Source organism: Leucobacter coleopterorum (genome assembly GCF_011382985.1).
In the GTDB taxonomy this organism is placed as follows: Bacteria; Actinomycetota; Actinomycetes; order Actinomycetales; family Microbacteriaceae; genus Leucobacter; species Leucobacter coleopterorum.
In genome coordinates this window covers 2,874,830-2,901,087 of record NZ_CP049933.1, presented here as the reverse complement: position 1 = coordinate 2,901,087, position 26,258 = coordinate 2,874,830, and the positions used below count along the sequence as shown (strand labels likewise).

The following is a 26,258-nucleotide window of genomic DNA, read 5'->3' as shown; positions in this document are numbered from 1 at the left end:
AGATGTATCCCGCCGCGGGGTCTCCCCTTGCACCGCAGGCGCCAGGAGTTCCGGGAAGCCCTGTGCATCAGGGCAACTCCGTTAACATTCGCGGGGTCAGCAATGCCCGAGCCTCAGCCAGACTTGCCGCGGCGCTGGCGCGCTCGCGTGCCTGGGCTAGGCCCGCGGGAACCGGTGCGCGACTTGCGGCCTTCACCGTAGACGCCGTGTGTGTGTTGGGTGTCGCGGCTGCCGTCGCGTTGCTGTTTCGGAGCCTTGTGTTGGGTGTGCTCGTACTGCTTGAGCTGGGTGTGATTCTCACGATCCTTGAGTCGCGTACAGGCATCACGCTCGGCAACCTGATGTTGAGGTTACGAACCGTGCGCGACGACGCGCCGTACTCTCCTGGGGTCGGGCGGGGAGCGGTTCGATCGCTGGTGCTGGGGGCCGCGAGCGCCGTCGCTTACATTGGCGGTTGGATCGTGGTTGCCACGAGCGCCGCCGACCCGATGCAGATGGGGCGAAGCCTGGCGGATCGCGCGGGGCGCACGCTCGTGGTGAAGGTGCCGACGGCGGCGGAGCGCGCTGAGTGGGCGCGAGGCGCCGAGAGGTGGGCCGTGAACTCGCGGCAGGTCACGAGTCAGCCGGTCTCGTCGAGGCAGCAGCGGGCGGTGCGTGCTCAAGCGCCGCAAGCGCAGCCGCCGCAGCCAGTGCAAACCCCAATCGCTTCGATGCCACCGGGGTTTGTGGCTCCGCAGGCCCCGTTGGCGCAACAGGCTCCACGGGTTCAGTCGTTGGTGCCTGGGCAGCCGGCCCGCAGGTGCCCCAGGGTCACTCACTACCCCAAGGTCAGCCACGTCCGCAGGCGCAGCAGGGCCAGTATCAGCCGCAGCGGCCACCGCAATTGCGTCGGCGCCCCCAGCGGGGTGCCGAGACAGCGCACCCTCCTCTCGTGCGGCCCAATACACCAAGCAGGGGGCCAGATACCGGCACTGCCCCGCCACGCGGTGCGCACGGCAGAGATCTGCCCGCCGGGGTTGTGCCGGTCGACGCACCCCTTGCGCCGCCGCCTCCCGTGCGAAACGTTGAGATTGGAGAACAGCTGCTTCTCACGTTCGACACCGGTCAGCGTGCACAGTTGCCGATCCCGGTCACCGTGAATCTTGGCCGTCGGCCGGATCCCACGGAGGCGGAGGATCAGCTGCTGGTTGTGCAGGACCCGGAGAGTTCCGTGTCAAAGACGCACCTTCGCCTTGACTATCGCGGCGAAAGTGTCTGGGTGACAGACCTGGGCTCGACCAACGGGTCAGAGATTTTTGACGACACGGGCGAGGGGACTCCGCTGAGCAGGGGCGTGCGAGTTCGTCTTGACGACGGGTCGCGTGTTCGCATCGGTCGTCGCAGTTTTACTGCCGCAATTGTGCAGGGTGAGGTGTCTTGAGAGCAGGGGTAGTTAGTTGAAACACAGAGACATCGCGGTATTGAACGAAATGTGGCTCCGGCCAGTGGAACGACTTCATCAACATGAAAGGACAGCTGCATAGTGGCACAACCCATTGCCTACGACCAAGAAACGATGCTGAACGCCCAGCAAAACATTCTTGAGTGCGAGCAGGCACTTCACAAAATTAAGGCCTACGCGCGCGAATACTGCTCACTTGAGGGTTCGTTTGGTTTGTTGCTACAGCCGTTGCAGCCCATTCATAATGGTGCGCGTGATGCCGTCATGGATAACTTAGATGCGCTCGGCGGTGCGCTCACCCAGACCGCGCTGAGTGTGAACAAATCATACTTGCAGGCCAAAGAGCTCGAAGAGAGAATTCGCCACTATTGTGACTGCCTGATTGCTGAAATTCATGGCGAAGAGCACCCGGAATACAACGGGGGTTCGACTCCCGGTGGTGGATCTCCAGGTGGTGGATCTCCCGGTGGCGGATCTTCCGGTGGTGGGACGCCTCCGCCACCTGCGCCCGTGACCCCGCCTCCGCCGCCTGTTGGGCCGGAAACCAGTCGCCCAGAGACTGCAGCAGAAAGGGATGAGAGGCTCGGGAAGCGGTTCGAAAACTGCCCCTACCCTGGTTGTCACAACTCCAGATGCAGAGGTGAGTGTGTCGCTTTGGGTGAGACCGAAGATCCTGGTCCAAACTGGCGACCGGGTTCGGAAAAGTCGGAGCATGCAGAGGTTCATGGGGGCCGGAAACCCCAGGGCAGCAGGGGCATCCGGTTGGCTGTCGCTGCACCGCGTGTGATGTTCACCCCGCTGGGTGCAGGTGTCAATTGTGTGAGGGTGCGAACGTTCAGCTGGGGTGCTCACCCTCGTGTGCAGAATGCCGCAGCGGAAAGACGCACCTTCCTCCTTGGTACGTGGCCAACTGCGATTTTGGCAAGCCTCACCTTGAGAACTTCGTCAAGCTGCCTGCGGAGTTCAACGGGAGCGAAGACGCGAGACTTGAAGACGCCAGGGAGCGGGCGAGATACGAAGAAGCGCGCATAGAGGCGGAGCGGGAGCAGGCGCGGCTGCAAGAACGGCGCATGGAGGAGTACCGGCACCTCAAAGAACAAGAATTGGCTGCGGAGGGTAGGCGGTTCGTGGAGCGTGAACAGATTCAGATTCTTCGTGCTCACAACACCCCCAACGATGTTTGGGGCGGAGACTACAGAACGCCGGTGTGCGGTGTGACTCCGGGGTTTAGTATCGATGCCCTTATTACCCAGGCCTATAGCGTTCCCCGTGTTGAAAGGAGTGCACGATGAGCACGATTGCTCCCCCCGTGAACGTAGATTCGGTGCTGACGCCGCCGGTGCCCGCTGGCCTGATGGAGCAGGCTCTCGAGAGTGTGCAGAGCCAGGGGGCGCTGGGTCTCGGGCAGATCAGTGCCGTGATCGGCATGCTGGTTGGGTTTGATCCCCTTCAAGAATGGGTCTATAAGCCGTTTATTGGTGATTGGGGCTCCATGGAGCTAGCGGCCGAGGCGTGGCCGCGCTGTGGCGAGGCGGTTCAGTTGATCAATGAGAGGGTGGGTGAACTCGGCAGCTTCGTGGGCGACGGCTGGCAGGGAAAAGCCGCGTTCGAGTTTGGTGAGTGTCACGCCAAGTTGGGCCAGTTGCTCGCACCGCTGCCGCAGCAGTGTGAGCAGGCGGGCGTGATGGATCAGCAGCTGGCAATTTTTGCCAAGGGAATCGTTGCGTTTATTGGCGAGGTGATCCAGAGTCTGGTTCAGTTTGGCTTAGACATTCTGTCAATGATTTGGGTTCCGGTTGTGGGTGAGATCAACGTGGGTAAAGTTCTCGCGATCGCAATCCCAATGATTATTGGCTGGACGATTGAGATCACCAACCTCTTTAACGAGTTCCTTGGGTTCATGGATGCTGTTCATGCGATTCACACCGGAATTGTGGGAATGCTCGGCCCGGTTCGTCAGTCACTGTCGATGCTGACGACTGCGGCCTCGATTGGCCTTGAGATTTACAACATTGTGAGCGAGGCAAAACCGTCGGGATCATCGGGCAGCGCACCACAAGGGTGAGCGCCCCCCGGCATAAACGAGTGAACATCACAGGTGTGGAGGAACAATGAACCCGACAGACGCTATTGAGCAATTGCGGCAGGCGACGGCCCGAGTGGAGGCAAGAACCGCGGCTCTCGCTTCAGAGCGCAGGCGGCGTGAAGACGAGTCTGCCAAACGGCAGGGCGCATTGATCGAGCAGCGGCGCAAGGGCGAGCATGGCCGAGACTGGCAGGTGCTACAGCAGCGCATTGACCTGGGGCAGACCACCGAGTTTGACATTGTGCAGGGCATCGACCTCTCAAACGAGGCCCGCGCGGTGCGCAAGCAGATGGGCGAGGCGCTCGGCAAAGTGGCAGACAAACGTGAAGAATCGGGTGAGGGTCCGGTGGCTCTGACCCCGGAGCTTTCCGAGGCGCAGGATCGTCTGGTTGCGACGCTGCAGCGGTTGCGCGCTGTCCAGCCTCCCGGCTAGTTCGCTCGCGCAGGATCCGCCCCGCCATACCCGCCTCCGTCGTTCCCCGAAAGGTTCAACCGCATGAAAAAGAGCTTGCCTCCTAGGCTGCTTGGTGCTGTTCTCGCAGCACTCTTTGTGCTGCCCGGGGCTGCGTCGGGTGCGGCAGCGCAACCTTTGAGGGCGTCGCTGCCGGTGGCGGATCGTGAGGCGGCGCTGTGGTACACACAGGATCTGAAGTTTGACGAGATCCGCGCCTTGGGGCTGACCGGTAAGGGTGTCACGATTGCGGTGATTGATGACGCGATCAACCTTGACGTCGCGGAACTGCAGGGAGCCGATATCGAGGTGAAGGGCCAGTTCTGTAAAGACCGGACCACGGGAGACACCGAGCCTGCGGTGACGAGTGACCCCGCGCTGAGTCACGGAACGGCCGTGGTGTCGATGTTGGTGGGCAATGGGGTCGCCAGCGACGGCGGTCTGGGTGCTCGTGGGATTGTTCCGGACGCGAAAGTCCTGTTCTACGCAAAAGGCAAGATACGCGAAGCAGGGGACGGCTGCGATACCGCGAACCCCGTCTCGGGCAAACTCCAGTTCAAGGAGTTTTGGGGAGACGATCCCGCGCTTGCACCAGTACGTGAACTGTATGCAGGGTTTCTAGGGTCACCGGTTGCGCTTGCTGCAGCGCAGGCTCTTGAAGACGGGGCCGACATCATCAGTGTTTCTTTGGGCGGCGACTCCGGCCATGATTGGGATTTTGTGCAGTCGCTTGCGATGCACGCCGGGGTGCCGGTTGTTGCAGGAGCACACAACCCCGGGCCTAGTGGTTCCGCAATGGTCCCTTATGGTTTGAATGGTGTGGTGGCGGTGAGTGGTGTTGACCAGTCTCATGAAGTGATCTCTTACGTGGACGGTGACGGTATCAGGTGGATGGCTGGGGGGTCGAGCAATCTTGCGGTTGTTGGTCCCGCGATGAACATGATTGTTCCCGACAACGACGGGAAATGGGAAGCAGGAATCTCTCAAGGCACGTCGTTGACAACGCCGCTTGTGGCGGGGACGGTTGCGCTGGGGATGGAGAAATATCCGAAGGCTTCCGGGTTTCAGGTGCTGCAGGCCATGATTCGTACAACCGGCACAGGTGAACAGAAAGCTGACCCGGAATGGACTGATGAAAAGTACGGGTATGGTGTCGTGAATCCGGTGGGGATGCTCGCGATTGACCCAACACAGTATCCCGATGTGAACCCGTTGTTCATCATGACTCCTGATGACCCTCCTTGTGGCCCGGACGTGAAAACGATGGACGCGTGTGCAGCGGATCACGGGGTCCCTGACCCGTCGGCTGAAGAGGTGTGGCCTAACGGTGATCCTAACCAAAAGGGTGAAGCCGTGGAGCCGAAGCCTGGTGTAACCACCGCCGCTGAGGGTGTGGGCCAGGCTCTCGTATGGGTGGTGGTGGGTGTGCTGGTGCTGGGTGTGCTTGCTGCCGCGATCACCATCCCGATTGTGGTGTCAAGGTCACGCAAGAAGAAACTCGCCGCAGCTGCGACGGTGCAGCAGGGTTCCCCAGCTGCACAGCAGGGCCACCCTGGCATGCAACCGGTTTACCCCGCTGCACAGCAGGCGCACCCTGGCATGCAGCAGGCCTACCCAGTGCAACAGCAGGGCTATCCCGTGCAGCAGGGTTCCCCGGAAGGGTACCCGCTGCCAGTACCGCAGCCGCAGCAGCCTGTTCCTGAACAACCACAGGGTGGCTACCCGCCCCACCAGGCACCGCCTATTCAATCGCAGTATGTGCCGCAGCAACCCCCGAATGTCGAAGGAGAACACACATGACTCCCAGTAGCCGCCGATGTTCGTTCGTGCCGCCTGACCCAAAACTTCAGTTCATCAACAGTTTGAGATTCCCACTCGGAAGAAAGCAGCGATAACCGTGGCAAAAGGAAAAGTAATCGCCGTCCACAAAGACACCCACGACCTCGTGAAGGAAGTGCGACACTACGACCCCGCCCCACCATCCGAAGCAGAGATGGAACAGACAAGTGGGGTCAAAAATGACTGGGTGAAAGACTACCCGAAGCGACTCGGAGAATTTGGTGTTCGAATGCGCCGAGAATTCGCTGACCAACTGAGGGTACTTCAGGCGGATCTTGATATCTCGCTGGGTGCGATCAAAGAGCTTCAGGACCTGGACGAAGAGATTGCAAGGCAGTTGAAGGCACTGAACAGTGATGTGCCCACCAGCAAGGCCCCGAAAGCTCACCCATGAGATCCCGTCGAACCGCAAGACTGATAGGCGCCACGCTCGTCACGCTGTGTGTGCTGCCCGGGATCGCATCGAGCGCGGCAGCGCAACCGCTGAAAACGGAACTCCCCGCCGCAGACCGTGAGGCGGCCCTGTGGCACACGCAGGATCTGAAGTTTGACGAGATCCGGGCCATGGGGCTGACCGGTAAGGGGGTGACGATTGCGGTGATTGATGACGCGATCAATCTTGATGCGGCCGAACTGCAGGGTGCCGATATCGAGGTGAAGGGCCAGTTCTGTAAAGACAAAACCACGGGAGACACCGAGCCTGCGGTGACGAGTGACCCTGCCCTGAGTCACGGGACGGACGTGGTGTCGATGCTGGTGGGCAACGGGGTCGCCAGTGACGGCGGACTGGGTGCCCGGGGTATTGTGCCGGACGCGAAAGTACTGTTTTATTCAATAGGAAAGATACGCGAAGCAGGGGACGGGTGCGACACCGCGAACCCCGTGTCGGGAAAACTCCAATACAAGGAGTTCGTGGGAGACGACCCTGAGCTTGCACATATAGGTGGGCAGTTCAAGGGGTTTCTGGGGTCGGCGGTCGCGCTTGCGGCAGCGCAGGCTCTTGAAGACGGGGCCGACATCATCAGCATCTCCCTGTTAGGCGACGATCCCACTGATTGGGATTTTGTGCAGTCACTTGCGATGCACGCCGGGGTGCCTGTCGTTGCGGGAGCCCACAACCCCGGAATGAGTTTCGCTATAGATATTCCGTTTGGCGTGAACGGTGTGGTAGCGGTGAGCGGTATTGATCAGAATCATGAGGTGATCACCTCCGGGGGTGAGGGCGGCATCAAGTCGGAAGCTGAGGGAGCCAGCAACCTGGCCGTTGTTGGGCCAGGCATGAACCTGCTTGTCCCTGTCAATGACGGGAAGTGGGAGGCGGGTATTTCTCAGGGTACGTCGTTGACGACGCCGTTGGTTGCGGGGACGGTTGCGTTGGGGATGGAGAAGTACCCGAAGGCTTCGGGGTTTCAGGTGCTGCAGGCCATGATTCGTACAACCGGTACAGGAGAACAAAAGCCTGACCCGGAATGGACGGACGAACAGTATGGGTATGGTGTCGTGAATCCGGTGGGGATGCTCGCGGTTGACCCGACACAGTTCCCTGATGTGAACCCATTGTTCATAATGACTGCTAGTGACCCTCCTTGTGGCCCGGGCGTGAAGACGATGGACGCTTGTGCAGCGGATCGAAAGGTCCCTAGCCCGTCGGCTGAGGAGGTGTGGCCTAATGGTGATCCGAACCAAAAGGGTGAAGCCACGGAGCCGAAGCCCGTTGTAACCACTGCTGCTGAGGGTGTGGGGCAGGCTCTTGTATGGGTGGTGGTGGGTGTGCTGGTGTTGGGTGTGCTTGCGACCGCGATCACGATCCCGATTGTGGTGTCTCGTTCGCGCAAGAAGAAACTCGCCGCAGGTGCTATGCAGCAGGGATGGCCAGTGCAGCAGGGTTCCCCGGAAGGGTACCCGCCGCTTGCACCGCAGCCTGTTCCTGAACACCCTCAGGGTGGCTACCCGCAGTACCAGGCACCGCCCGACCACCCGCAGTATGTGCCGCAGCAACCCCGAATCTTGAAGGAGAACACAAATGAGCAGCGAGAGTGATCTTGAAGAAATCGCCTTTGCGGAGGATTGGCAACTCAACAACCTCGACAGTCTCGCCGCTTCAATCAAGAGCGTGCAAGACAAGATTGACAGTCTTATTGCTAAGCTGCCCCAGAAATGGACGGGGGACACTTCTCAGGTCGCTGTGGCTCGCTTGAGGGTTCACAAAACGAACCACGGAAAGATTCGAACTGCCTTGAATCAGGGTAAGGCGCTCATTACTGGTTCGAGTGAGGAAGCGTGTATCGCAAACTCTGCGAACCAGGTACGAAAAGAAGAAGCGCAGAGACTGCTGAGCGAGCTGCCCGGCGGAGTCATTCCGCCCCAGGTGCACGATGCGGTCAACCGGGGCTTAAAAATTGATGTGCCCGGGTTTGGCAAGGTTGATGTCAATACGCAGCTCTCGAATCTCAGCAACTTCTTTGGGGCAAAGCGTGACGAACACGCGGAAAAAGCTCTGGTTGAACTTCAAAAGCTTGCGCGGGATGAAGCAGACAAGTTTAACCCACTTGAAAAGATCGACTATGACCCGCTTCCGACTGAGGTCCCTGACGGTGGGGGCGACAATGGTGGTGGTTGGGACCCTGGAAAGAAGTCTTACGGTGTCAACTACAGCGGCCCTGGCTACACCGGTGGACCCACTGGTCCTGGCGGAGGCGGAAACGGTGACGGCGGCAGCGGCGGTAACCGCGGCAACGATGGCAATAATGGTGGTGGCAACGACCAAGATATTGCCAAGCGCCTCGTCTGTGGTGTGTGCTCGTGCTCAAATCACTCCGAGGGGTGTGGGTGCGTTTCCAGGCACCCCGTCTACAACGGTGCCTGCGGGTATGGTTCGTGTCTGTGCACGAGTCACTCTGGGTCGGGCTGCTGGTGTATTCCGCGGCACACGACCGCCAAGGGTGCGTGCGGGTATGGTTCGTGCCGGTGCATGAGCCACTCTGGTCTGAGTTGCTGGTGTGTGGCGAGCCATGTCACCGACAACACCGGTGGCGGCAACGGCAACGGTGGTCGCCCCGGTGGCGGAAACAACTACGGCAACCCGAGCGTTGATAGTCGTCTCGACGGATCAGTTGCCCGCAACGGTCTGGGTGCTGCTGGTTTGGGTGCTGCCGGTCTTGCCGCGGGCGCAAAGCTTGCCGGTGGTGGCGGTCTTGGCGCTGGGCTCGCTGGCGGTCTTGGGGCTGGCGGCATTGGCGGTGCGGTCGGCGCTGGCGGTGCTGCTCGTGGTGGCAGTGGGTTGCAGGGCTCTGCGGCCGCTGCTGGCAAGGGCGGCGCTGCTGGTGCGGGCTCCGGTGCCGCCTCGGGCAGTGGTTCGAAGGGCGCTGGCCGATCCGGCATGATGATGGGCGGCCAGGGTGGCGGTGCCGCTGACAAGAAGAATGCGAAGCGGAGCGGGCTTGGGTATGTTGCTCCGAAGATCGAAGACGAGGGAGACGGCGGTCCCGCTGCTGCTGCCTCGCGCGCGGGCAGTCGCGAACCGTAACCACTGACACAGCGTGTGGGGTGTGACACGTATCTCGCACACCCCACCCGCTGACACGCTTCGTTTGAAGGGAAATACGAACCACACATGAGCAGCCGTCTCGCCCCGCCCAAAGTACCCTCGGGCAGCCTCGCCGTTCAAGCACCCCCAGAGATTGAAGCGGCAGACGGTGGCAGCAGCATACTCACCTCGATGCTGCCCATGCTCGGCAGTGTCGGCGCAATCATTATGGTGTCGCTGAACAAGGCCGGTCCCACGGGCTGGCTCACCGGCGGCATGTTTCTTGTCTCTGCGCTTGGCTTTGTGTTCGTCAACGGTTGGCGCCAGCGTGCTCAACGCCAGGCCTCGATCCTCGCCTCACGCCGCGAGTACCTCGCGTACCTCACCGGACTCCGTGAGACGGTGCGCAACGCAGCAAAGGCGCAGCGCCGCGAACGCAACTGGCGGTACCCTGCCCCTGAAACACTCAGCTATCTGGTCGAAGACGGCACCCGTGTGTGGGAGCGAGACGCGGCAACTGACGACCACCTCAACACCAGAATCGGCACCAACGAACAACCCCTCGCGCTGCGCATCGAAGCCCCCGAGCTGCCCGATATTGCGCAGCTCGATCCTGTCTCAACCACTGCGGCACACCGCTTTATCGCCACCCACGAAACCCAGCCAGAACTGCCACTGTACATACGTCTCTCGAGCTACAGCAGTCTGCAGATCGTGGGCGACAACATCGAACAGATTCGTGGTCTCACCCGGGCATCGTGAGTCACCTGGCCGCACTGCAAGACCCCGAAGATCTGCAGATTATGGTGCTCGCTGGCGCCGACTCGCTGCCCCACTGGGAATGGGCAAAGTGGTTGCCTCACGTACAGTCGACGAGGTTGCGTGACGCCCTCGGACCCGCGCGCATGATCAGTGACGACCCCGAAATACTCACCAGCATGCTGCCCGCCGAGATGCGTGAGCGCCCCCGCTTTAACCCCGACACCCAAGCTGGTGGCACTCACCTGCTCGTGATTGTTGACGGTGCCAAAACCTCTATGTCGAACCCGCTCTTTTCTGGTGGCCTCCAGGGCGTCACCGTTCTTGACCTGCCCACCAGCTGGGACGACAACGACGATCCCAACGTGGCCCGTATTGCACTCTCGCCAGGCAGCGCCGACCTGGCCGAGGGCAAAGAGCACCAGCTGAGCTTTATCCCCGACAACATGAGCCTCGTTGAAGCGGAGGCTGTCGCCCGCAGACTCGCCCCGCTGCACAAAGAGGCTGGCGGCAGCGGCCAGGTAACCCGCACGAGCACCAAGCAGCAAGAACTTATCGAACTGCTTGGCATGCCCGACGTGCGCGACCTCGACTTCGAGAGTCAGTGGAGGTATTTGCCAGAGCGGGATCGGCTGCGCGTGCCCATCGGTCAAGACTTAAGTGGCGCGCCGCTGATCCTCGACCTGAAAGAATCGGCCTCGCAGGGTATGGGCCCGCACGGTCTCATTATTGGCGCAACCGGTTCGGGTAAGTCTGAGGTGCTGCGCACCCTGGTGCTGTCGCTCGCGCTGACGCACTCGCCCGAGCAACTGAACTTTGTGCTCGTTGACTTTAAGGGTGGCGCAACGTTTGCCGGTATGGCCGACATGCCCCACGTCTCCTCGATCATTACGAACCTGGGCGACGAGATCAGCCTGGTGGATCGTATGCAAGACGCGCTGCAGGGCGAAATGACCAGGCGGCAGGAGTTGCTGCGCGCCTCGGGCAACTTCGTCAACGTTGGTGAGTACGAAAAAGCTCGCCGTGGTGGGCGCACGGAGCTCGCCCCGCTGCCCGCGCTGCTGATCGTGGCCGACGAGTTCTCGGAGCTGCTCAGCGCAAAACCCGACTTCATTGAATCGTTTGTGGCCATCGGTCGCCTCGGCCGTTCGCTGCACGTGCACCTGCTGCTCGCCTCTCAGCGTCTCGAAGAATCGCGACTGAAGGGCCTCGACACACACCTGTCGTATCGCATCGGTCTGCGCACCTTCTCCGCCGCCGAGTCGCGCACCGTGATCGGTGTGCCCGACGCCTACCACCTGCCGCAAGAACCGGGCGGGGCCTGCTGAAGGTCGGCAGCGACGAAAACCTCGACCAGTTCCGGGCCGCCTACGTGTCGGGGCCGCCGCCGGTTCGCAGGCTGAAGGCTGCAGGATCCGAGACTTCGTCGGCCAAGGGCACCGCCCGCATCACAAGTTTCACGGCAGCCCCACTCGAGCTCAGCGATCCCGAACTTGAAGCTGCAGACGCGGCCGCGGCCGCTGAGCGCGAAGAAGCCGAGCTGATCGCCCAAGAGCCAGAAGAGAAGCGCAGCACCTTCGAGATCGCCGTCTCTCGTATGTCGGGCCTAGGCCCGGCCGCACACCAGGTGTGGCTGCCGCCGCTTGAAGAGCCCGCGACGCTCGACGAATTGCTCGGTGAACTGACCGTGAGCTACGAGCTCGGGCTGCACGCGCCCAGGTGGCGTGCACACCGCAGACTCACGATCCCGGTCGGCTTGATCGATGTGCCGCTGCAGCAGCGCCGCGACACCATGACTCTCGACTTTTCGGGAGCCAACGGCCACCTCGCCATCGTCGGCGCACCCCTCTCAGGTAAGAGCACCGCGGCGCGAACAATCGTCGCGGCGCTCGCGCTCACCCACACCCCGCAAGAGGTGCAGTGTTTTGTGATCGACTTTGGTGGCAGCTTCGCGGGCCTTCGTGACCTGCCGCACCTCTCGGGTCTTGCCACCCGTGGTGAACCCGACGTGATTCGCCGCACCGTGGCCGAGGTGCTGTCGCTGTTGAACGCACGCGAGGCGTACTTCCGTGAGCAGGGCATCGACTCGATCGACACCTACCGCACCCGCCGCGCGCAGGGTGCGCTCGACGACGGATACGGCGACATCTTTTTGATCGTCGACGGTTGGATCACCATTCGTGATGACTACGAAACCCTCGAAGAAAACATTCAGCAGATCGCCGCGCGCGGCCTCAGCTTTGGGGTGCACGTGATTATCGCTGCCAGCCGATGGCTGGAGTTTCGGCCCGCCATTAAAGATCTGCTCGGCGGAAAAATGGAGCTGCGTCTGGGCGACTCCGGCGACTCCGAGATCAACCGCAAAGCGGCGGGCAACGTGACCGCGCTGCCCGGCCGCGGACTCGACGTGAGTGGACTACAGATGCTCACCGCACTGCCCCGCATCGACGGTGACGGTTCGCCGGAGACCCTCGTCGACGGGGTTGAAGACCTTGTTGCCAAAATCTCAAGCGCCTGGCAGCGCGAACCCGGACCCAAGCTGCGCCTGCTGCCAGAAGTGCTGCCGCTTGAAGAGCTGCGTGCACACCCCGGAGCGAACCCGTCGCAACTGCTGCTGGGTCTCGACGAGGCCGAGCTTGCACCGATCGGTCTTGACCCGGTTGCTGAGCCCCACCTGTTCCTCTTTGGTGACTCGGGATCAGGCAAATCCGCGATGCTACGCGGCGTAGCGCACGAGGTGATGCGTCTCTACGAACCCAAGAAGGCCATGATCTTCATGATCGACTATCGTCGTGCTCACCTCGGCGAAATTCCAAGCGAATATTTGGGTGGCTACTACACCACGGCTGAGCAAGCAAGCGAGGGGATCTCGGCCCTGGTCGAGTTCTTCAGAGGCAGGCTGCCCGGCCCCGATGTGACGACCGAACAACTGCGCAACCGCAGCTGGTGGACGGGGCGGAGGGTTATGTGCTGATCGACGACTACGATCTGGTCGCCACCCAGCAGGGCAACCCCGCAGCCCCGCTCGCGCAGATGCTTGCGCAGGCCAGCGATGTTGGCATGCACGTGATTGTGACAAGGCGCACCGGCGGTGCTTCACGAGCCGCGTACGACCCGATCCTGCAGGGCATGACAGACCTCGGTGTCACCGGTGTGTTGCTCAGTGGCAACCCCGAAGAGGGGCAGCTGATCGGCAGGGTAAAGCCGATCCTCAGCGAACCCGGCCGCGCCCAGGTGGTGTCCAGGGCTCGCGGGCTGCAGGTGGCACAGCTGGCCTACGTTCGCTCTGTGCACGAAACAGAAGAATAGGGTTATGGGCCAAACAGTTGAGGCGCCGCGTGCCCTGAAAAACTTGGTGCCAGGTATGAGTCGCGACGATTTCGTGGCAGAGTTGGGTTGCACGGGGTGACCCGCAGGCTTTTTACAAGAAGAGGGTAATGCATGGACGACGGGATAACTGGCGCAGCGTTGGGCGGTGGGATGCTCATCGTCTCCGTAATCTGGGGCTTGTTGGCCTCGGGTTCATCATCTGGTATTTCTGGGCGTTGTCAAAGCTGTTCCCGAAACTCGGGTTGCCCGCCTCGCACGGTTGGATTCCTATCTGGAACCTCTGGCAGCTCATTCAGCGGGGTGGCCTGCCTGGGTGGCTTGCCCTGTTCTTGCTAGTGCCCGGGTTGAATGTTGTGGCGCTTGTCGTGACGATCATCGCGATTCACCGCATCAACTTCGAGTTCGGCAAAGGTGCCGGGTTTACGGTGCTGGGGGCGTTTCTGGCGCCGCTGTGGGCCACGATGCTTTCGAATCACATCGGTGATATGGCCTACGGGGGCACTTGGCAGCCGGGCGCACCAGCTGGGCAAAATGGTCATTTGCCCTATGCTGTCGGACACGACGGGTATGGTCAGCCGGTGCAGCAAGCTCCATTCGGCGGGTATCAGAACCAACAGCAACACTTTATGGGTGACTCCGCAGCCGGTGAGTGGCAGGGGATGCCGCCCGTGCAACAGGATCCCGTGGCAGGTGAGTGGCAGGGTGTGGTGCCGGGCGTGCAGCACGGCGCGCCGCAGGTTGATCCTGCCTGGCAGGGAGACGCTGCGGGGCAGCCGGTCGCAGGTTGGCAGGGTGACCCCGCTTGGCAGGTGAACTCAGACCAGCAACAGGCATACGGGCACTCCGAACCTTTAGATCAGTCGCAGGCGCTTCCGCCGCAGCAATCGTCGTGGGCTCCACCCCCTGCTTCCGGGGGAGTGCCGGCCGCTCCCTACCCTGGTGCTGGCCAGTCTGGACAGATACCGCAGGGACAGATACCTCAGGGGCAAATGCCCCAGGTTCCCCTTCCTTCCGTGCCTCCCGCGCCGACCGCACACCCTGAGGTGGCTGAAGTGCCTGATGCTTTTCAGCTGAACTTTCAGCAGCCGAGTTTTTCTGCAGCGCCAGCACCCGAAAACAACTGGGGGTTCAGCAACACGACCGAGGGAGCGTTTGAGCGACTCGCTTCGGAGGGTGCTCCACCACAGACAGAATCTCCGCTGGGAGAGGTCATGCCTCCGCAAGAGCTGTACTCCTGGCCTGGGGTTGATCCCGAACTGCCAATAGAGGCTACGGCGGTGACGCCAGCACCTGTGCCCGTTCCCGAGCAGGTGCAGGCACCGGCACAGCCCGCTCCTGAGTTCGTGCCTGATCCCGAACCCGTTGCGACTCAATCGGAGACCGCAGGCGAAGAGGTTCCAAACATGCACGCGGCTTCTATGAATGCTGCAGTTCCGCAAGAGGTCGCTCATGGGTCCGAGTTCGAGCCCGTTGCCGAACCTGCAGTCCCGACGATCTTTGAGACCTCAGTGCCTCCGCAGGAGCCGCCAGCGGTTCCTGCGGTTCCAGTGGCACCCGCTGTTCTGCCTGAAACTGACGCCGCCGAAGACTCAGAAGAAGAGTTCGATCACACTGTTGTCGTTGCGCGGGAGGCCGCTGGGGCCTTGAGCTGCCCAGTGGTGAAGTGCTCGAACTGCTTGGAGACGACATTGTGCTCGGGCGTAAGCCCACCGCCGTTGACGGGACTTCTGCCCTAAAGATTGAAGACCCCACACGAACCATGTCGAAGACCCACGCGCGAATGCGTCGTGTCGGCGACGGCTGGACAATCGAAGACCTGCACTCAACGAATGGTGTTGCGGTGTTCGACGACCTGGGTAATTCAACTCAGGTGGAATCGGGGCGAGAAACTGAGGTTTCGGAACGCCTCATCATTGGCACACTTGAGGTGAGGCTACGCCCGATGAACTAGGCCCGGGCGTCCGCCATGGCTCAGAACTGTGCGATAGCTCAGAAAGCATGTAAGAACCGGCGACAGCCCAGCCTTTGAGGCGTAGGCTGCTGTGTGGTGTCGAATGATGCTCCCCGCTGAGAGGACTTGAGTGAAGATCGTCAGCTACAACCTCCGCAAGAATCGTGCTGTCTCAGAGATCGGCGAACTTGCTGATGCGCACGGTGTTGATATTTTGTGTCTGCAGGAGGCTGAAGCTGTCGCGCTGCCTGCGCACCTCGGCCACCTAAGTCTGGTGCATGCAACCGAGCGGAATCGTCTTGGGCTCGCGATGTACGTGCGCGACGAGCGCTTCCGGGCTCATGCGGCTCACACCTTCCAGCTCAAGAAGTCTCTGCACGACAGGCTGCTCGCCCCCGCGCACGAACGCCTGCTCGGTGTGCGCCTGCACGACCGCGAGACCTCGCGTGACTTTGTTGCCGCGTCCTTTCACGCCGCCCCTCTCACAGCGCTGAACTCGCTGCGCCGCCACCAGATTCACACCGCACTCGGAGAGCTGCGTCAGCTTGGTCCGGGGCTCCCTGCACTGATGGTGGGTGACTACAACTATCCTGTGTTTAAGGGGCGGCTGGACCTCGAAATGCGCGATCACGGCTATGAACTTAGTCTGAGTGATAAGCGCACCTACACCCGCTACAAGATGTTCCGCGGGCACTTTGACTTTGCGACCTCGTCGGGGCTCGACATCGAGAGTGTGCGCACGCTGCAGCGGGGCACCTCCGACCACTTGCCGATTATGGTTTCGGCTTCTCTGAGCACGGAGCGTGTTCCGCTGGCCGTCTAGCACACAGATCGTGTTTCAGGGGCACCGTGAGGCTGGGGTCCGCGGTGTTAGTTGACATAAATCAACCAACTTCATATAGTTGATTTTTGTCAACTAAAACAGTGTACGCCAAAGGACCCCGCTCCGCCGATGTCTCAGACTCAAATCAAGTCCCCTCAGAAAGCCCCCGTCGAGGGGCTTCTCGCCGGTCGCGCCAAGAACCTCGCGCTCACGGGCCTCTTTATGAGCATGGCCGTTTCCATGCTCTCCATGACAGTTGTCGGTACGTCGATGCCGATTATCATCGCTGACATTAACGGCAACCAGGCCGCCTTCACCTGGGTTGTCACGGGCACAATGCTCGCTTCGGCAATTTCCACGCCCGTCTGGGGCAAGCTCGCCGACCTCACCAGCAAAAAAGTGCTGCTGCAGCTCTCGCTGGTCCTGTTCACTGTCGGCTCAGCCCTCGCGGGCACCGCTCAGGAGCCCTCCTGGTTGATCGCGTTCCGTGTGCTTCAGGGTCTCGGCGCGGGTGGTCTCGGGGCCCTCGGCCAGATCGTCCTGGCCGAGATCATTAGCCCACGTGAGCGTGGCAAGTACATGGGCATCATGGGTGCGATCATGGCCATCTCAACCGTCGGTGGGCCGCTGCTTGGTGGCACCATCACCGACACACTCGGCTGGCGCTGGAACTTCTATGTCGCCGCTCCCATTGCAATCATCGCCATCATTGTGCTGCAGCGCACTTTGCACCTGCACACCGAAAAACGCAAGATCAAGATCGACTACATTGGTGCGACCTTTATCTCACTCGGGTTTGCGAGCCTGCTGGTCTGGGTGACCCTCGGTGGCACCGAATTTGACTGGTGGTCGTGGCAGTCGGCTCTCATGGTTGGCGGTGGGTTACTGCTGCTCGCGGCGGCCGTCTTCGTTGAACTGCGCGCCGAAGAGCCGCTGATCCCGATGACACTCTTCAAGAACCGCACCTTCACCATGGCCGTCATTGCCAGTATCGCGGTCGGCCTTGCCATGTTTGGCACCTCGGTATTCCTGGGTCAGTACATGCAGCTTGCGCGCGGTAAAACACCGACTGAGTCGGGACTGCTCACGATCCCGATGATGGCGGGTGTGCTGCTCGCCTCGACGCTGGTTGGCCAGATCATCACGCGCACCGGCAAATGGAAGCGCTACATGGTTTCCGGTTCCGTGATCATGCTCGTTGGCCTCTTCATGATGGGCCAGTTGCGCTACGACACGTCATTCTGGTTCGTCGGCGTCGCAATGTTTGTGCTCGGTTCGGGTGTCGGCATGTGCATGCAGAACCTCGTGTTGGTGGTGCAGAACACGGTCAACCCACACCAACTGGGTGTTGCGAGCTCAGCCGTCACGTTCTTCCGCACCATCGGCGGTACCGCGGGCATGTCGGCCATGGGTGCCCTGCTTGCGAACCTTGTGGTTGAGTACATCAAGGACGGACTCGGCAAGCTCAGCCCTGAGCAACTGGTCGGGGCTGACACGCTCGCCGGCGGCACGATTCCGAAGATCGCGGAGCTGCCGGACCCCATTCGTATCGTCGTTGAGAGCGCCTACGGGCACGGGATCGGCAACGTCTTTCTAGCGGCATCACCCGTCGCCATCGTTGCGATTATCGCCATCGCACTGCTGCCCAACATCCCGCTGAGTGACAAGAGCAACGCCGAGCGGCTCGCCGAGCAGCGTGCCTCGGCAGACGCCGCTGCTGCTTCTGTTGCTTCTGTTGCGGGGTCGCGGGGATCGTGGCTGGGTCGCGATCCGATTCCGTTGCAACAACTCCGAACACGGGGGCGGAAATCGAACTCGACGAGGCTTTGCTTTCAGGGCCGCCCGGAGTTGACGTCTACGCACCAGATTCGCCAGCGCGTTAGAATTCAGTATGTCGCAGCAGCACGTGATGCAAACGGTAGCCTCAGAGGCCTCCGCGATCCCGAATCAGCCGCCTCAGAGTGACGAGTTGATCGCCGAGATCATCGCTGAGTTCTCTCAGGTGTTCGCCTTTGCCCGTGCGCGCTGGGCGCGGTACGCCGAGGAGGTCCACCCTGAGCTCAAAGGAGTCGGCATTATGGTGCTGCAGACTATCTTGCGAAAGGGGCCGATCACCGCGACCCAGCTGAGCCAGTTGCTCGGCATGGATAAGGCTGTGGTGAGCCGACAGGTGACGAAGCTGCGGGAGTTCGATCTGATCGAGGCCGAGGCGGCGGCTGAAGATCGGCGAGTGGTGTTACTCACGGCGAGTCCCGCGGCGCAGGCAGCGATCGAAGAGCTGCACGCGCATACCTCGCACGATTACCGGCAACGGTTTCAGGGGTGGCAAACTAACGACCTAGCGGCCCTGCGCGAGGCGCTGCATCGGTTCAACGGTGCAGCGCCCGCGGGGCCGACAGCCCGGCAACCCGCTGCTCCCGCCCAGCTGAGTAGGGCGGAGTAGTCCGCTAGTTGAACTCGTCGGCCGCGGCCTGCGCTGCGGCTCGCACGGTTTCGAGATCCTCGCCCGTGACCGTCACGTGGCCGACCTTGCGGCCCGGCCGCGATGTTTTGTCGTAGCTGTGAAACTTCGCTCTAGGGTGCGCCGCGAGTGCCGCGGCGTAGCGCACGAGCATCGGTCCCTCGGTCGGGCCACCGAGAACGTTCACCATGACTGCGGCCGGAGCTGTCATAGAGGTATCGCCGAGCGGCAAATTTGCCACGGCCCGCAGATGCTGTTCGAACTGGCTGGTCACGGATCCCTCAATCGAGAAGTGTCCCGAGTTATGAGGCCGCATCGCCAGTTCGTTTACGAGCACACGACCATCACGAGCCTCGAACATTTCTACCGCGAGCACTCCGGTTACCCCCACGCCCTCGGCGACGACGGAACCGATGCGAGCGGCCTCGTCGAGTGTGGCGGGATCAGCCACTGGTGCCGGTGCCAGTACGACAGCGCACACACCGTCGTGCTGGATCGTCTCGACCACGGGCCAGGTGCGGGTCTCACCGCTCGGGCGGCGCGCAACCAACTGCGAGAGCTCACGAGTGAAGTCGACGAGTTCTTCGGCGAGCAGGTGCCCACCGCGAGCATCCTCAGCGAGAGTTGTAAACCAGTCGCGAGCTTCGCTTGCGTCAGCGATGACACGCACTCCCTTGCCGTCGTAGCCGCCTCGCGCGGTTTTTATGACAGCACGGCCACCGTGAGTGTCGATAAACGTCTGCAGTTCCGCCTCATCAGCAACCGCCGCCCAGCTCGGCACTGGCACACCCAGCTCCTCAAGCTTCTGGCGCATCAAAATCTTGTCTTGGGCGTACTGCAGTGCGTCGGGTCGCGGGTGCACGGCTTTGCCGCGACGCTCGAGCTCAAGCAGGATCTCCTGGGGTACGTGCTCGTGGTCGAAGGTAATGACGTCTACAGTTTCGGCGAAGGTATAGACCGTTTCTGGGTCGCGATAGTCGCCGATCGCGTCTGCTGCTCGAGCGGCGCTTGATCCTTCAATTTCAGCGAGCACGCTGATGCCGAGTCCCAGGTGAATCGCTGGGGGCACCATCATGCGGGCGAGCTGCCCGCCTCCGATGACGCCAACTCGGATGCTGCTGCGGTTCATGCCCAGTTCGCCCATGCATCTATTCTGCCTTATCGTGGGGTGGCGAAACGGCTAGCCCCGGTTGTTGAGCTGTTCTCTGCGCTGGCGGATGAGGTCGCGGACCTTGAGCTGGTGTGAGGGAGGTGCGTAAGCGTCGGGGGTAATGCCAGAGATGAAGTTGCCGGGATCAGCCCCCAGCGCAAAGGCAATACGGACGATTGATTGCACGGCGGGACTTGACTCGCCCCTTTCAATACGTCCTATGCTGGTGGTCTCCAACTCGGAGAGCTCGCTCAAGTCTTCACGTGAAATGCCAAGTTTTTGTCGTGCCTCACGAATGCGGCGACCGATTTCGATCGCCGCGACAGATTTTGTCTTGGTCATCGCACTAGATTGCTTGACCTAAGTAATAAAGGTCCAGTGAAGAAAAGGCCTGGGCATAAAAGCACAGGACAAAAGTGCCTAGGTTGTGAGTCCTGGGCGCGCGAGCAACCCCGCGTCGCTGACCCGGTTACGATAGAAACTATGACTGACAATGCAGTGCCCCTCGTCGGAGTGATCATGGGATCAGATTCAGACTTCAGCGTGATGGCCGACGCGGTCCAGGTGCTGCGCGATTTCAATATCACCCACGAGGTCGAGGTCGTGAGCGCCCACCGCACGCCCGACAAGATGGTGAGCTATGCGCGAGAGGCCGCTGGGCGCGGCCTCAAAGTGATCATTGCCGGTGCGGGCGGCGCTGCCCACCTGCCAGGCATGGTCGCGTCAATGACGACACTCCCAGTCATTGGTGTGCCGGTGCCACTTGCGAAACTCGACGGCCTCGACTCGCTGCTGTCCATCGTGCAGATGCCGGGAGGAATCCCCGTCGCAACCGTTTCAATTGGTGGTGCCAAAAACGCCGGATTGCTGGCGGCGCGCATTCTCGGTGTTCAGGATCGCGACATCGCAGCCCAGCTTGACGCTTACGCCGCTGAACTCACAGCAGCGGTTGAAGAGAAGAACACCGCGCTCAAGGCGCGTGTCGACGCGGAACAGGGCAACTCCTAGCGAGACAGGTGCCACAGGTGCCAGATGAGCGCCGCGCAGACACTACATATTAGCGTGCGCTTCCCAGAGCTGCCAGGCCGCGCCGTTCCATCCGAAACCGCGGCTGCGGTCGCGAGCGAGAACCGCCAACTTAGTGAGTGAGTTGGGGTCACGAAAGAGTCTGCTGAACTCGGCAGCAAATTCGCCAGCTTCGGTTGCGGCGAGACCCGCATCGAGCACGAGTTCTTCCGCGGCTGGGTGGCCGGCGTGCAACACGGGAACGGATCCGGTGAGGGCTCCGAGCAGGGTGTACCCAGTGCCGACGTATGTCTGGGGGTGTAGCAAAAGCGAAGCGCCGCTGAGCACCGCACCGACGTCGGTCAAGTCTCGAGGGTTCACGAAGTTCAGGCGGTGCCGCAGCTCATCGGGGATGTTTGGCGGTGTGGTGGCGTTGGCTGCGGGATCCAGTCCCTCAAGTACCACCACGTTGGGTAGTGAAGGGTCGGCGCGCAGCGCATCGATAACCCAGCTCAGGCGGCCGTGCTCGCTCGCGGTGGCGGTTGTCACCGCGTAGTGATCGGGAACTCCGATCTCGGCGCGGCGCTCGATAGCGTCGTCTGGGCGCAGATATTCAGATGGAGCACCAAGCTGTAGAACTTGAACGGGCAGATCGGCACCGAAGTGCTCCTGCAGCGCCCGCGCGGTTGCGTGAGTCGGCGTGAAAATAACGTCAGCAAGCTTCACCGCACGGCGCACGAACGCACGGTACAACCTGGCCTGAGAATTACCGAGAATCGCTGGGGCATCCCAGGCGATGCTGTGCGTGATAGTGACCGAGGTCTGGGTGCCGTCGTCGTCGCCGTGGGAACGCAGCGGAACCATTGGGGTGATTGAGTGCACAAACTCGCCATCGAGCGGCCGAGCGGTTGCTCCGTTTTGCCACAGAAGCGGCAGCATCGTTGAGCGAAACGGCAGATGTTCGGAGCGAATGAGTGGGGAGGTGAAGTGGGGATCCGTGGAACCCTTTGCCATCAGGTAGCGCGTGCTGCAGCTGCGTGGTGCAGTGACAGCCAGGGCCTCCGTAAGATCTCGAGCGGCAGCGGCGTGCACCGGTGCTTCCCAATCAGGGAAAGGCTCGGCGATGAGAGTGAGTGTTGCCACGTAATGTCTCCCATCGTTGATTCGTGTTCTAGAACTGTCCCAGATCATTCTATGAGTCAGAGAGGGCGAAGCCTGAACTTATGCCCTGCGAACTCAAGGACGAAATAGAAATGTGACGATAGCGCCATCATTCGGGGAGTCCACGGGTCAAACGAAGTACGCTGGTATGCATGCGTGTATTGCTGACAGGTGGAGCCGGTTACATTGGCTCCCACACCGCCCTCGTGCTCTTGGACCAGGGACACGACGTGGTCGTTCTCGATGACTTCTCAAACAGCAGCCCCGAAGCGGTGCGTCGGGTCGAAGAACTGAGCGGCCGGAGCGTCGCGGTGGTTGAAGTTGACCTCGCGGATCGTGACAGAGCAACCGAGGCGCTCACAGGTGTTGAATTTGACGCCGTGATCCACCTCGCCGGTCTGAAGTCAGTTGGCGAGTCGGTGGCTATGCCAACAAAGTATTACCGCATCAATATTGATTCCACCACCACGCTGCTCGACATTATGCGCGACCGCGGCGTAACGAAGCTGGTGTTCAGCTCTTCGGCGACGGTCTACGGTGACCCCGAGTATGTGCCACAAGACGAGCTGCACCGCGTGGGCGTTGGCCTCACCAACCCCTACGGGTGGTCAAAATTTATGAATGAGCAAATCATTCGCGACACCCAGCTGGCTTGGCCCGAGTTAGAAGCTGTGCTGCTGCGGTACTTCAACCCGGTAGGGGCGCACCCCTCTGGGCGTATTGGTGAAGATCCTTCAGGGATCCCGAACAACCTCATGCCATTTATTGCTCAGGTTGCCGTGGGTAAGCGTGAACGGCTCAGCGTATTCGGCGAAAACTATCCGACCTCCGACGGAACGGGTGTGCGCGACTATATTCACGTGATGGACCTGGCCGAGGGGCACGTCGCGGCCCTCAATAACTCCGTTGCAGGAGTCGCCAGTTACAACCTTGGTTCGGGAACGGGATCCAGTGTGCTCGAAGTGGTGCGCGCTTTCGAGCAGGCCTCCGGGCAGACAATTCCTTACACCATCGTGGAGGCGCGCCCCGGTGACGTTGCTGAGGTTGTAGCAAACCCCGAGAAGGCGAACCGTGAACTGAACTGGCGTACCTCACGCTCGCTCGCAGAAGCCTGTCGTGATTCCTGGGCTTGGCAGTCATCGAATCCTGGAGGATACGACGCGTGACACTTGATCTTGAGCGGCCGCTGCGCAACCCAGACCTCACCTCGCCGCCGCTCATGAGCAAGCGAGCGCGCTGGCTTGTTGTGCTCGGTTTTCTGCTCCCCGGCAGCGCCCAGATTCTCTCCGGCAATCGCAAGCTTGGGCGTTTTGGGCTCACCGCCACGATTATTTTGCTGGTGGGAGGGATCGCCTCGGTGCTCGGGCTGATGTTTGCCCGAGCAGCCACACTGACCATTTTTACGAACAGCTGGGTGCTGCTCATCTTGCAGTGGGCGCTGTTTGCATACGCTGTACTGTGGGTCATCCTTGGGCTCAACACACTCGGCCTTACCCGGCTGAGGCGGGTGCAGCGCAATTGGAAGCTGCCGGTCGCGGTGCTCTCTGTGGTATTGACCCTCGTGCCTGCAGCTGGGGCAGCGTGGGCTGGAACGTCGGTGGCTGCCGGACGTGGGGCGCTCAGCGATATTTTCGGCAGCGCTCCCGCGGTTGCCCCCGTCGACGGACGCTACAACTTCTTGCTGCTCGGTACCGATGCGGGGGCCGACCGTGAGGGTCTGCGCCCCGACAGCATCTCTGTGGTCAGTGTCGACGCTGAAACAGGGCAGGCCGCGATTATCGGCGTGCCGCGTGAGCTTGAGGCGACGCCGTTCGCCGAGGGATCGCCCATGGCTGAGATGCATCCGAACGGTTTTGGGGTTGGTCCGAACGCATTCGGCGACTACGGCGGCTGTGAGGTTGGGCGCTGCATTCTGAACGGCATCTACGCCGAAGCTGAGCTTTTTTACCCCGAGCTCTACCCGAACGCCAAAAAACGCGATTCTTCCCCGGGGATCGAGGCGACGCGAGAAGCCGTTGAGGGAGCACTCGGACTCAAGATTCAGTTCTACGTGCTTCTGAACATGGACGGCTTCGCTGAACTGATTGACGCGCTAGGCGGCGTCACCATGGACGTCACCGAACGGTTGCCAATTGGTGGTGGAGCTGATGAATACGGTCAACCGGTGAACATGGACGGCTGGATCGAGCCGGGCAAACAGCACCTCAATGGGTTTCAGGCGCAATGGTACGCGCGCTCACGTTATGGCTCGAGCAACGGCGATTATGACCGCATGCAGCGGCAGCGTGAATTGCAGGCGGCGATCCTCGCACAGATGAACCCCGCGAATGTGCTGGTCAAGTTCCAGGGAATCGCCTCAGCGGGCACCCAACTCATTGAGACCGACATTCCCGAGTCAATGCTGGGCAGGCTTGTCGATCTTGCGGGTAAGTCGCGTGGCCACGAGATTGTGAACGTCGAACTCGTTCCGCCCGCGGTTGAACCGGATGCGCCCGACTTTGACGTGATCAGGCAGCTCACTGCCGAAGGTATTGCCGAAGCATCTCCGCCCAAAAAAGACGAGGGGTAAAATCGCTGCTTGTTCAGCGATTGATAGAGGTGGAAAAAGAATTGACTGCAGAGTCGGTCAACCCGAGACGTGGGTTGTGGGCCGCTGGAATCGTCGGGTTCTGGATGCTCGTTGCTGCTGGCGCTGTCTTTACCGGTGCCGGAATCTGGGTTCGGCGAACCTTTGGAGTCATCTCTATTGACCAGTTGCTGAGCAACATCAACGGTGGTGGAGATGGTGCCGGCGGTGACGCCCTCGTCGCGGGGGCAGTCGCGGCCATCCTCGTGGTTCCCGTGGCCATCACACTCGCGTTGGCGGTGGTAGTTGAGACGTTTCGGCGCGGGCTGCGTTCCAAGGATTGGTTTACCACCCTTCGCACCAGGTTGTTTCGCGGGATCTCGATTGCGCTTGCGGTGGTGTTGCCCCTGAGCGGTGCGGTTGTGTTTGGCGATACGATCGGAGCTGCTGACTACGTGCAGGCTTCCATGCGAGAGAAAGCACTCGGAACAACCCTCGCCGACTTTTACACTGCACCGAAGATTGAGTCGACGACGGGGACTGGCGGTTCGGCAGTGAGTGTCGGCTCGCGCAACGATGAAAGTGTCACCGCAACGAACGGTGCAGCCGGCACGAAAAACCTCGTATTGATCTACCTTGAATCCATCGAGGATACATTTGCAGACGACACAGTTTTCGAAGAGAACATGCTTGCACCTGTGCAGGAGGCGACTTCTGGCTGGGCAGCGGTTCCTCGTCTGCAGCAGTACGAGGGTGGTGGTTGGACCATGGCCGGAATCGTGAGCACGCAGTGTGGGATCCCACTGCGCACCGCGAGTTCGAACGCAGACAACAACGACCTGAATGTGCTCGGCGATAAGGGTCACGAGGTGGAACAATTTTTGCCTGGAGCCGATTGTCTTGGCGACGTGCTGAAACAGAAGGGATACCGAAACGTCTTTCTCGGAGGAGCCAACGCGGACTTCGCGGGTAAAGGAACGTTTCTATCTGGACACGGTTATGACGAGGTTGACGACCTCAAAGTATGGGCGAGCGAGGGCGAGACCGAGACGCGCGATGACTGGGGGCTCTCTGACAGACGTCTGTTTGAGCGCGCGAAGGAAAAGGTAACGCAGCTCCACGATGCTGGGCAGCCTTTTAATCTCACGATACTGACACTCGATACGCACGAGGAACCGCACGTTTACGACTATTGCGACGTGACCACGAAGAAGGCCATGACCTCAATCACGCTCTGTTCCATGGAGCAGGTGGCGGAGTTTGTCGACTTCATGGAAAACGAGGGTTACCTCAACGACACGACTGTTGTGTTGATGGGTGACCATCGCAAGATGAATGTCGAGGGTGGGAGCTTTTGGGACGAGCTGAAGGATCGTGACGATCGCACGATCTTTAATCGCGTCTGGGCGCCTGGCGGAGCACAGTTCGCCCGCGATGAGATCGACCAGCTCAGCATGTATCCGACGTTGCTTGAACTCGTCGGACTGAATTTGAAGGATCACCGGGCCGGCATTGGGGTTTCTGCGTTAGTGAAGGCGAAGGACGTGCCAGCAGGATCGATCCTCGACCTTGACTCGAGCGAATACTTAGACGTGGTGAATTCCCGATCGATGGACTTCTACGCCAAGATGTGGGCTCACGGGTCGCAGGTTACCGCAGCGGGGTAAAGGGCTCGAGCCGCGAGCGAGTCAGCTCCTTCGCGGGCAACG

At 61.0% G+C, this 26,258-nt stretch carries 25 protein-coding genes and 1 pseudogene; 22 read left to right on the top strand and 4 right to left on the bottom strand.

Annotated features, from left to right (window positions below; all coding sequences use genetic code 11):
* Nucleotides 1-67: 67 nt before the first annotated feature.
* Complete coding sequence (locus G7066_RS13560; protein ID WP_166331588.1) at nt 68-301, bottom strand: hypothetical protein; 234 nt, start codon at nt 299-301, stop codon at nt 68-70.
* Here G7066_RS13560 and G7066_RS18025 point away from each other — a divergent pair.
* The 18 genes and pseudogenes from G7066_RS18025 to G7066_RS13490 all read left to right on the top strand — a co-directional run.
* Nucleotides 207-461: pseudogene (locus tag G7066_RS18025) on the top strand (RDD family protein); the annotation flags it as partial. The gene G7066_RS13560 and the pseudogene G7066_RS18025 overlap by 95 nt on opposite strands.
* 128 nt (nt 462-589) lie before the next feature.
* Nucleotides 590-1,420 (top strand): FHA domain-containing protein, encoded by an 831-nt coding sequence (locus G7066_RS13555; RefSeq protein ID WP_244303023.1) that lies wholly within the window; start codon nt 590-592, stop codon nt 1,418-1,420.
* Between the two features lie 923 nt (nt 1,421-2,343).
* Nucleotides 2,344-2,733 (top strand): hypothetical protein, encoded by a 390-nt coding sequence (locus G7066_RS13550; RefSeq protein ID WP_166331586.1) that lies wholly within the window; start codon nt 2,344-2,346, stop codon nt 2,731-2,733.
* Complete coding sequence (locus G7066_RS13545) at nt 2,730-3,506, top strand: hypothetical protein (protein ID WP_166331585.1); 777 nt, start codon at nt 2,730-2,732, stop codon at nt 3,504-3,506. Before G7066_RS13550 ends, G7066_RS13545 begins: the two co-directional genes overlap by 4 nt.
* A 46-nt stretch (nt 3,507-3,552) precedes the next feature.
* Nucleotides 3,553-3,960, top strand: coding sequence for a hypothetical protein (locus G7066_RS13540; RefSeq protein WP_166331584.1), 408 nt, complete (start codon nt 3,553-3,555; stop codon nt 3,958-3,960).
* A gap of 63 nt (nt 3,961-4,023) precedes the next feature.
* Nucleotides 4,024-5,778, top strand: a complete 1,755-nt coding sequence (locus G7066_RS13535; RefSeq protein WP_166331583.1) for a S8 family peptidase — start codon at nt 4,024-4,026, stop codon at nt 5,776-5,778.
* A gap of 97 nt (nt 5,779-5,875) precedes the next feature.
* A complete protein-coding gene (locus G7066_RS13530; RefSeq protein ID WP_166331582.1) occupies nt 5,876-6,211 on the top strand; it encodes a hypothetical protein in 336 nt (111 codons plus the stop codon).
* Nucleotides 6,208-7,857, top strand: coding sequence for a S8 family peptidase (locus tag G7066_RS13525; RefSeq protein ID WP_166331581.1), 1,650 nt, complete (start codon nt 6,208-6,210; stop codon nt 7,855-7,857). Before G7066_RS13530 ends, G7066_RS13525 begins: the two co-directional genes overlap by 4 nt.
* Nucleotides 7,841-9,343, top strand: a complete 1,503-nt coding sequence (locus G7066_RS17120) for a hypothetical protein (RefSeq protein WP_166331580.1) — start codon at nt 7,841-7,843, stop codon at nt 9,341-9,343. The genes G7066_RS13525 and G7066_RS17120 overlap by 17 nt, the downstream gene beginning before the upstream one ends.
* Before the next feature lie 87 nt (nt 9,344-9,430).
* On the top strand, nt 9,431-10,105 hold the full coding sequence (locus G7066_RS16555; RefSeq protein ID WP_244303020.1) for a hypothetical protein: 675 nt from the start codon (nt 9,431-9,433) through the stop codon (nt 10,103-10,105).
* On the top strand, nt 10,102-11,430 hold the full coding sequence (gene eccCa / locus G7066_RS16550) for a type VII secretion protein EccCa (RefSeq protein ID WP_244303019.1): 1,329 nt from the start codon (nt 10,102-10,104) through the stop codon (nt 11,428-11,430). Before G7066_RS16555 ends, eccCa begins: the two co-directional genes overlap by 4 nt.
* A 44-nt stretch (nt 11,431-11,474) precedes the next feature.
* Complete coding sequence (eccCb, locus tag G7066_RS16545; protein WP_244303018.1) at nt 11,475-13,076, top strand: type VII secretion protein EccCb; 1,602 nt, start codon at nt 11,475-11,477, stop codon at nt 13,074-13,076.
* Nucleotides 13,070-13,411: a hypothetical protein gene (locus G7066_RS16540; protein WP_244303017.1), complete on the top strand. Its 342-nt coding sequence runs from the start codon at nt 13,070-13,072 to the stop codon at nt 13,409-13,411. The genes eccCb and G7066_RS16540 overlap by 7 nt, the downstream gene beginning before the upstream one ends.
* 128 nt (nt 13,412-13,539) lie before the next feature.
* Nucleotides 13,540-15,168, top strand: coding sequence for a DUF5684 domain-containing protein (locus tag G7066_RS13510; RefSeq protein WP_166331579.1), 1,629 nt, complete (start codon nt 13,540-13,542; stop codon nt 15,166-15,168).
* Nucleotides 15,096-15,383 (top strand): FHA domain-containing protein, encoded by a 288-nt coding sequence (locus G7066_RS13505; RefSeq protein ID WP_166331578.1) that lies wholly within the window; start codon nt 15,096-15,098, stop codon nt 15,381-15,383. The genes G7066_RS13510 and G7066_RS13505 overlap by 73 nt, the downstream gene beginning before the upstream one ends.
* Nucleotides 15,384-15,513: 130 nt before the next feature.
* On the top strand, nt 15,514-16,206 hold the full coding sequence (locus G7066_RS13500; RefSeq protein ID WP_166331577.1) for an endonuclease/exonuclease/phosphatase family protein: 693 nt from the start codon (nt 15,514-15,516) through the stop codon (nt 16,204-16,206).
* A gap of 129 nt (nt 16,207-16,335) precedes the next feature.
* Nucleotides 16,336-18,171 (top strand): MDR family MFS transporter, encoded by a 1,836-nt coding sequence (locus G7066_RS13495; RefSeq protein ID WP_244303016.1) that lies wholly within the window; start codon nt 16,336-16,338, stop codon nt 18,169-18,171.
* A complete protein-coding gene (locus G7066_RS13490; RefSeq protein WP_244303015.1) occupies nt 18,098-18,649 on the top strand; it encodes a MarR family winged helix-turn-helix transcriptional regulator in 552 nt (183 codons plus the stop codon). The genes G7066_RS13495 and G7066_RS13490 overlap by 74 nt, the downstream gene beginning before the upstream one ends.
* A 4-nt stretch (nt 18,650-18,653) precedes the next feature.
* Here G7066_RS13490 and G7066_RS13485 read toward each other — a convergent pair whose 3' ends face one another.
* Nucleotides 18,654-19,811, bottom strand: a complete 1,158-nt coding sequence (locus G7066_RS13485; protein ID WP_244303014.1) for a 5-(carboxyamino)imidazole ribonucleotide synthase — start codon at nt 19,809-19,811, stop codon at nt 18,654-18,656.
* Nucleotides 19,812-19,847: 36 nt separating this feature from the next.
* The gene (locus G7066_RS13480; RefSeq protein ID WP_166331576.1) at nt 19,848-20,159 is read right to left on the bottom strand and encodes a helix-turn-helix domain-containing protein; all 312 of its coding nucleotides are present in this window, start codon (nt 20,157-20,159) and stop codon (nt 19,848-19,850) included.
* Nucleotides 20,160-20,300: 141 nt separating this feature from the next.
* Here G7066_RS13480 and purE point away from each other — a divergent pair, with 141 nt between their 5' ends.
* Nucleotides 20,301-20,825 carry a 5-(carboxyamino)imidazole ribonucleotide mutase gene (gene purE, locus G7066_RS13475; RefSeq protein WP_166331575.1) on the top strand — a complete coding sequence of 175 codons (525 nt, stop codon included), beginning with the start codon at nt 20,301-20,303 and terminating at the stop codon, nt 20,823-20,825.
* A 42-nt stretch (nt 20,826-20,867) separates the two neighbouring features.
* Here purE and G7066_RS13470 read toward each other — a convergent pair whose 3' ends face one another.
* Nucleotides 20,868-21,965: a glycosyltransferase family protein gene (locus G7066_RS13470; protein ID WP_166331574.1), complete on the bottom strand. Its 1,098-nt coding sequence runs from the start codon at nt 21,963-21,965 to the stop codon at nt 20,868-20,870.
* A 170-nt stretch (nt 21,966-22,135) separates the two neighbouring features.
* Here G7066_RS13470 and galE point away from each other — a divergent pair, with 170 nt between their 5' ends.
* From galE to G7066_RS13455, 3 genes are read left to right on the top strand one after another with little or no spacing between them, the layout of a single operon-like run.
* The gene (gene galE / locus G7066_RS13465) at nt 22,136-23,149 is read left to right on the top strand and encodes a UDP-glucose 4-epimerase GalE (protein ID WP_166331573.1); all 1,014 of its coding nucleotides are present in this window, start codon (nt 22,136-22,138) and stop codon (nt 23,147-23,149) included.
* Entirely contained in the window at nt 23,146-24,552 is a 1,407-nt protein-coding gene (locus G7066_RS13460) for an LCP family protein (protein WP_205881461.1), read from the top strand. The genes galE and G7066_RS13460 overlap by 4 nt, the downstream gene beginning before the upstream one ends.
* A gap of 41 nt (nt 24,553-24,593) precedes the next feature.
* Entirely contained in the window at nt 24,594-26,216 is a 1,623-nt protein-coding gene (locus G7066_RS13455) for a sulfatase-like hydrolase/transferase (RefSeq protein ID WP_166331572.1), read from the top strand.
* Nucleotides 26,217-26,258 lie beyond the last annotated feature (42 nt).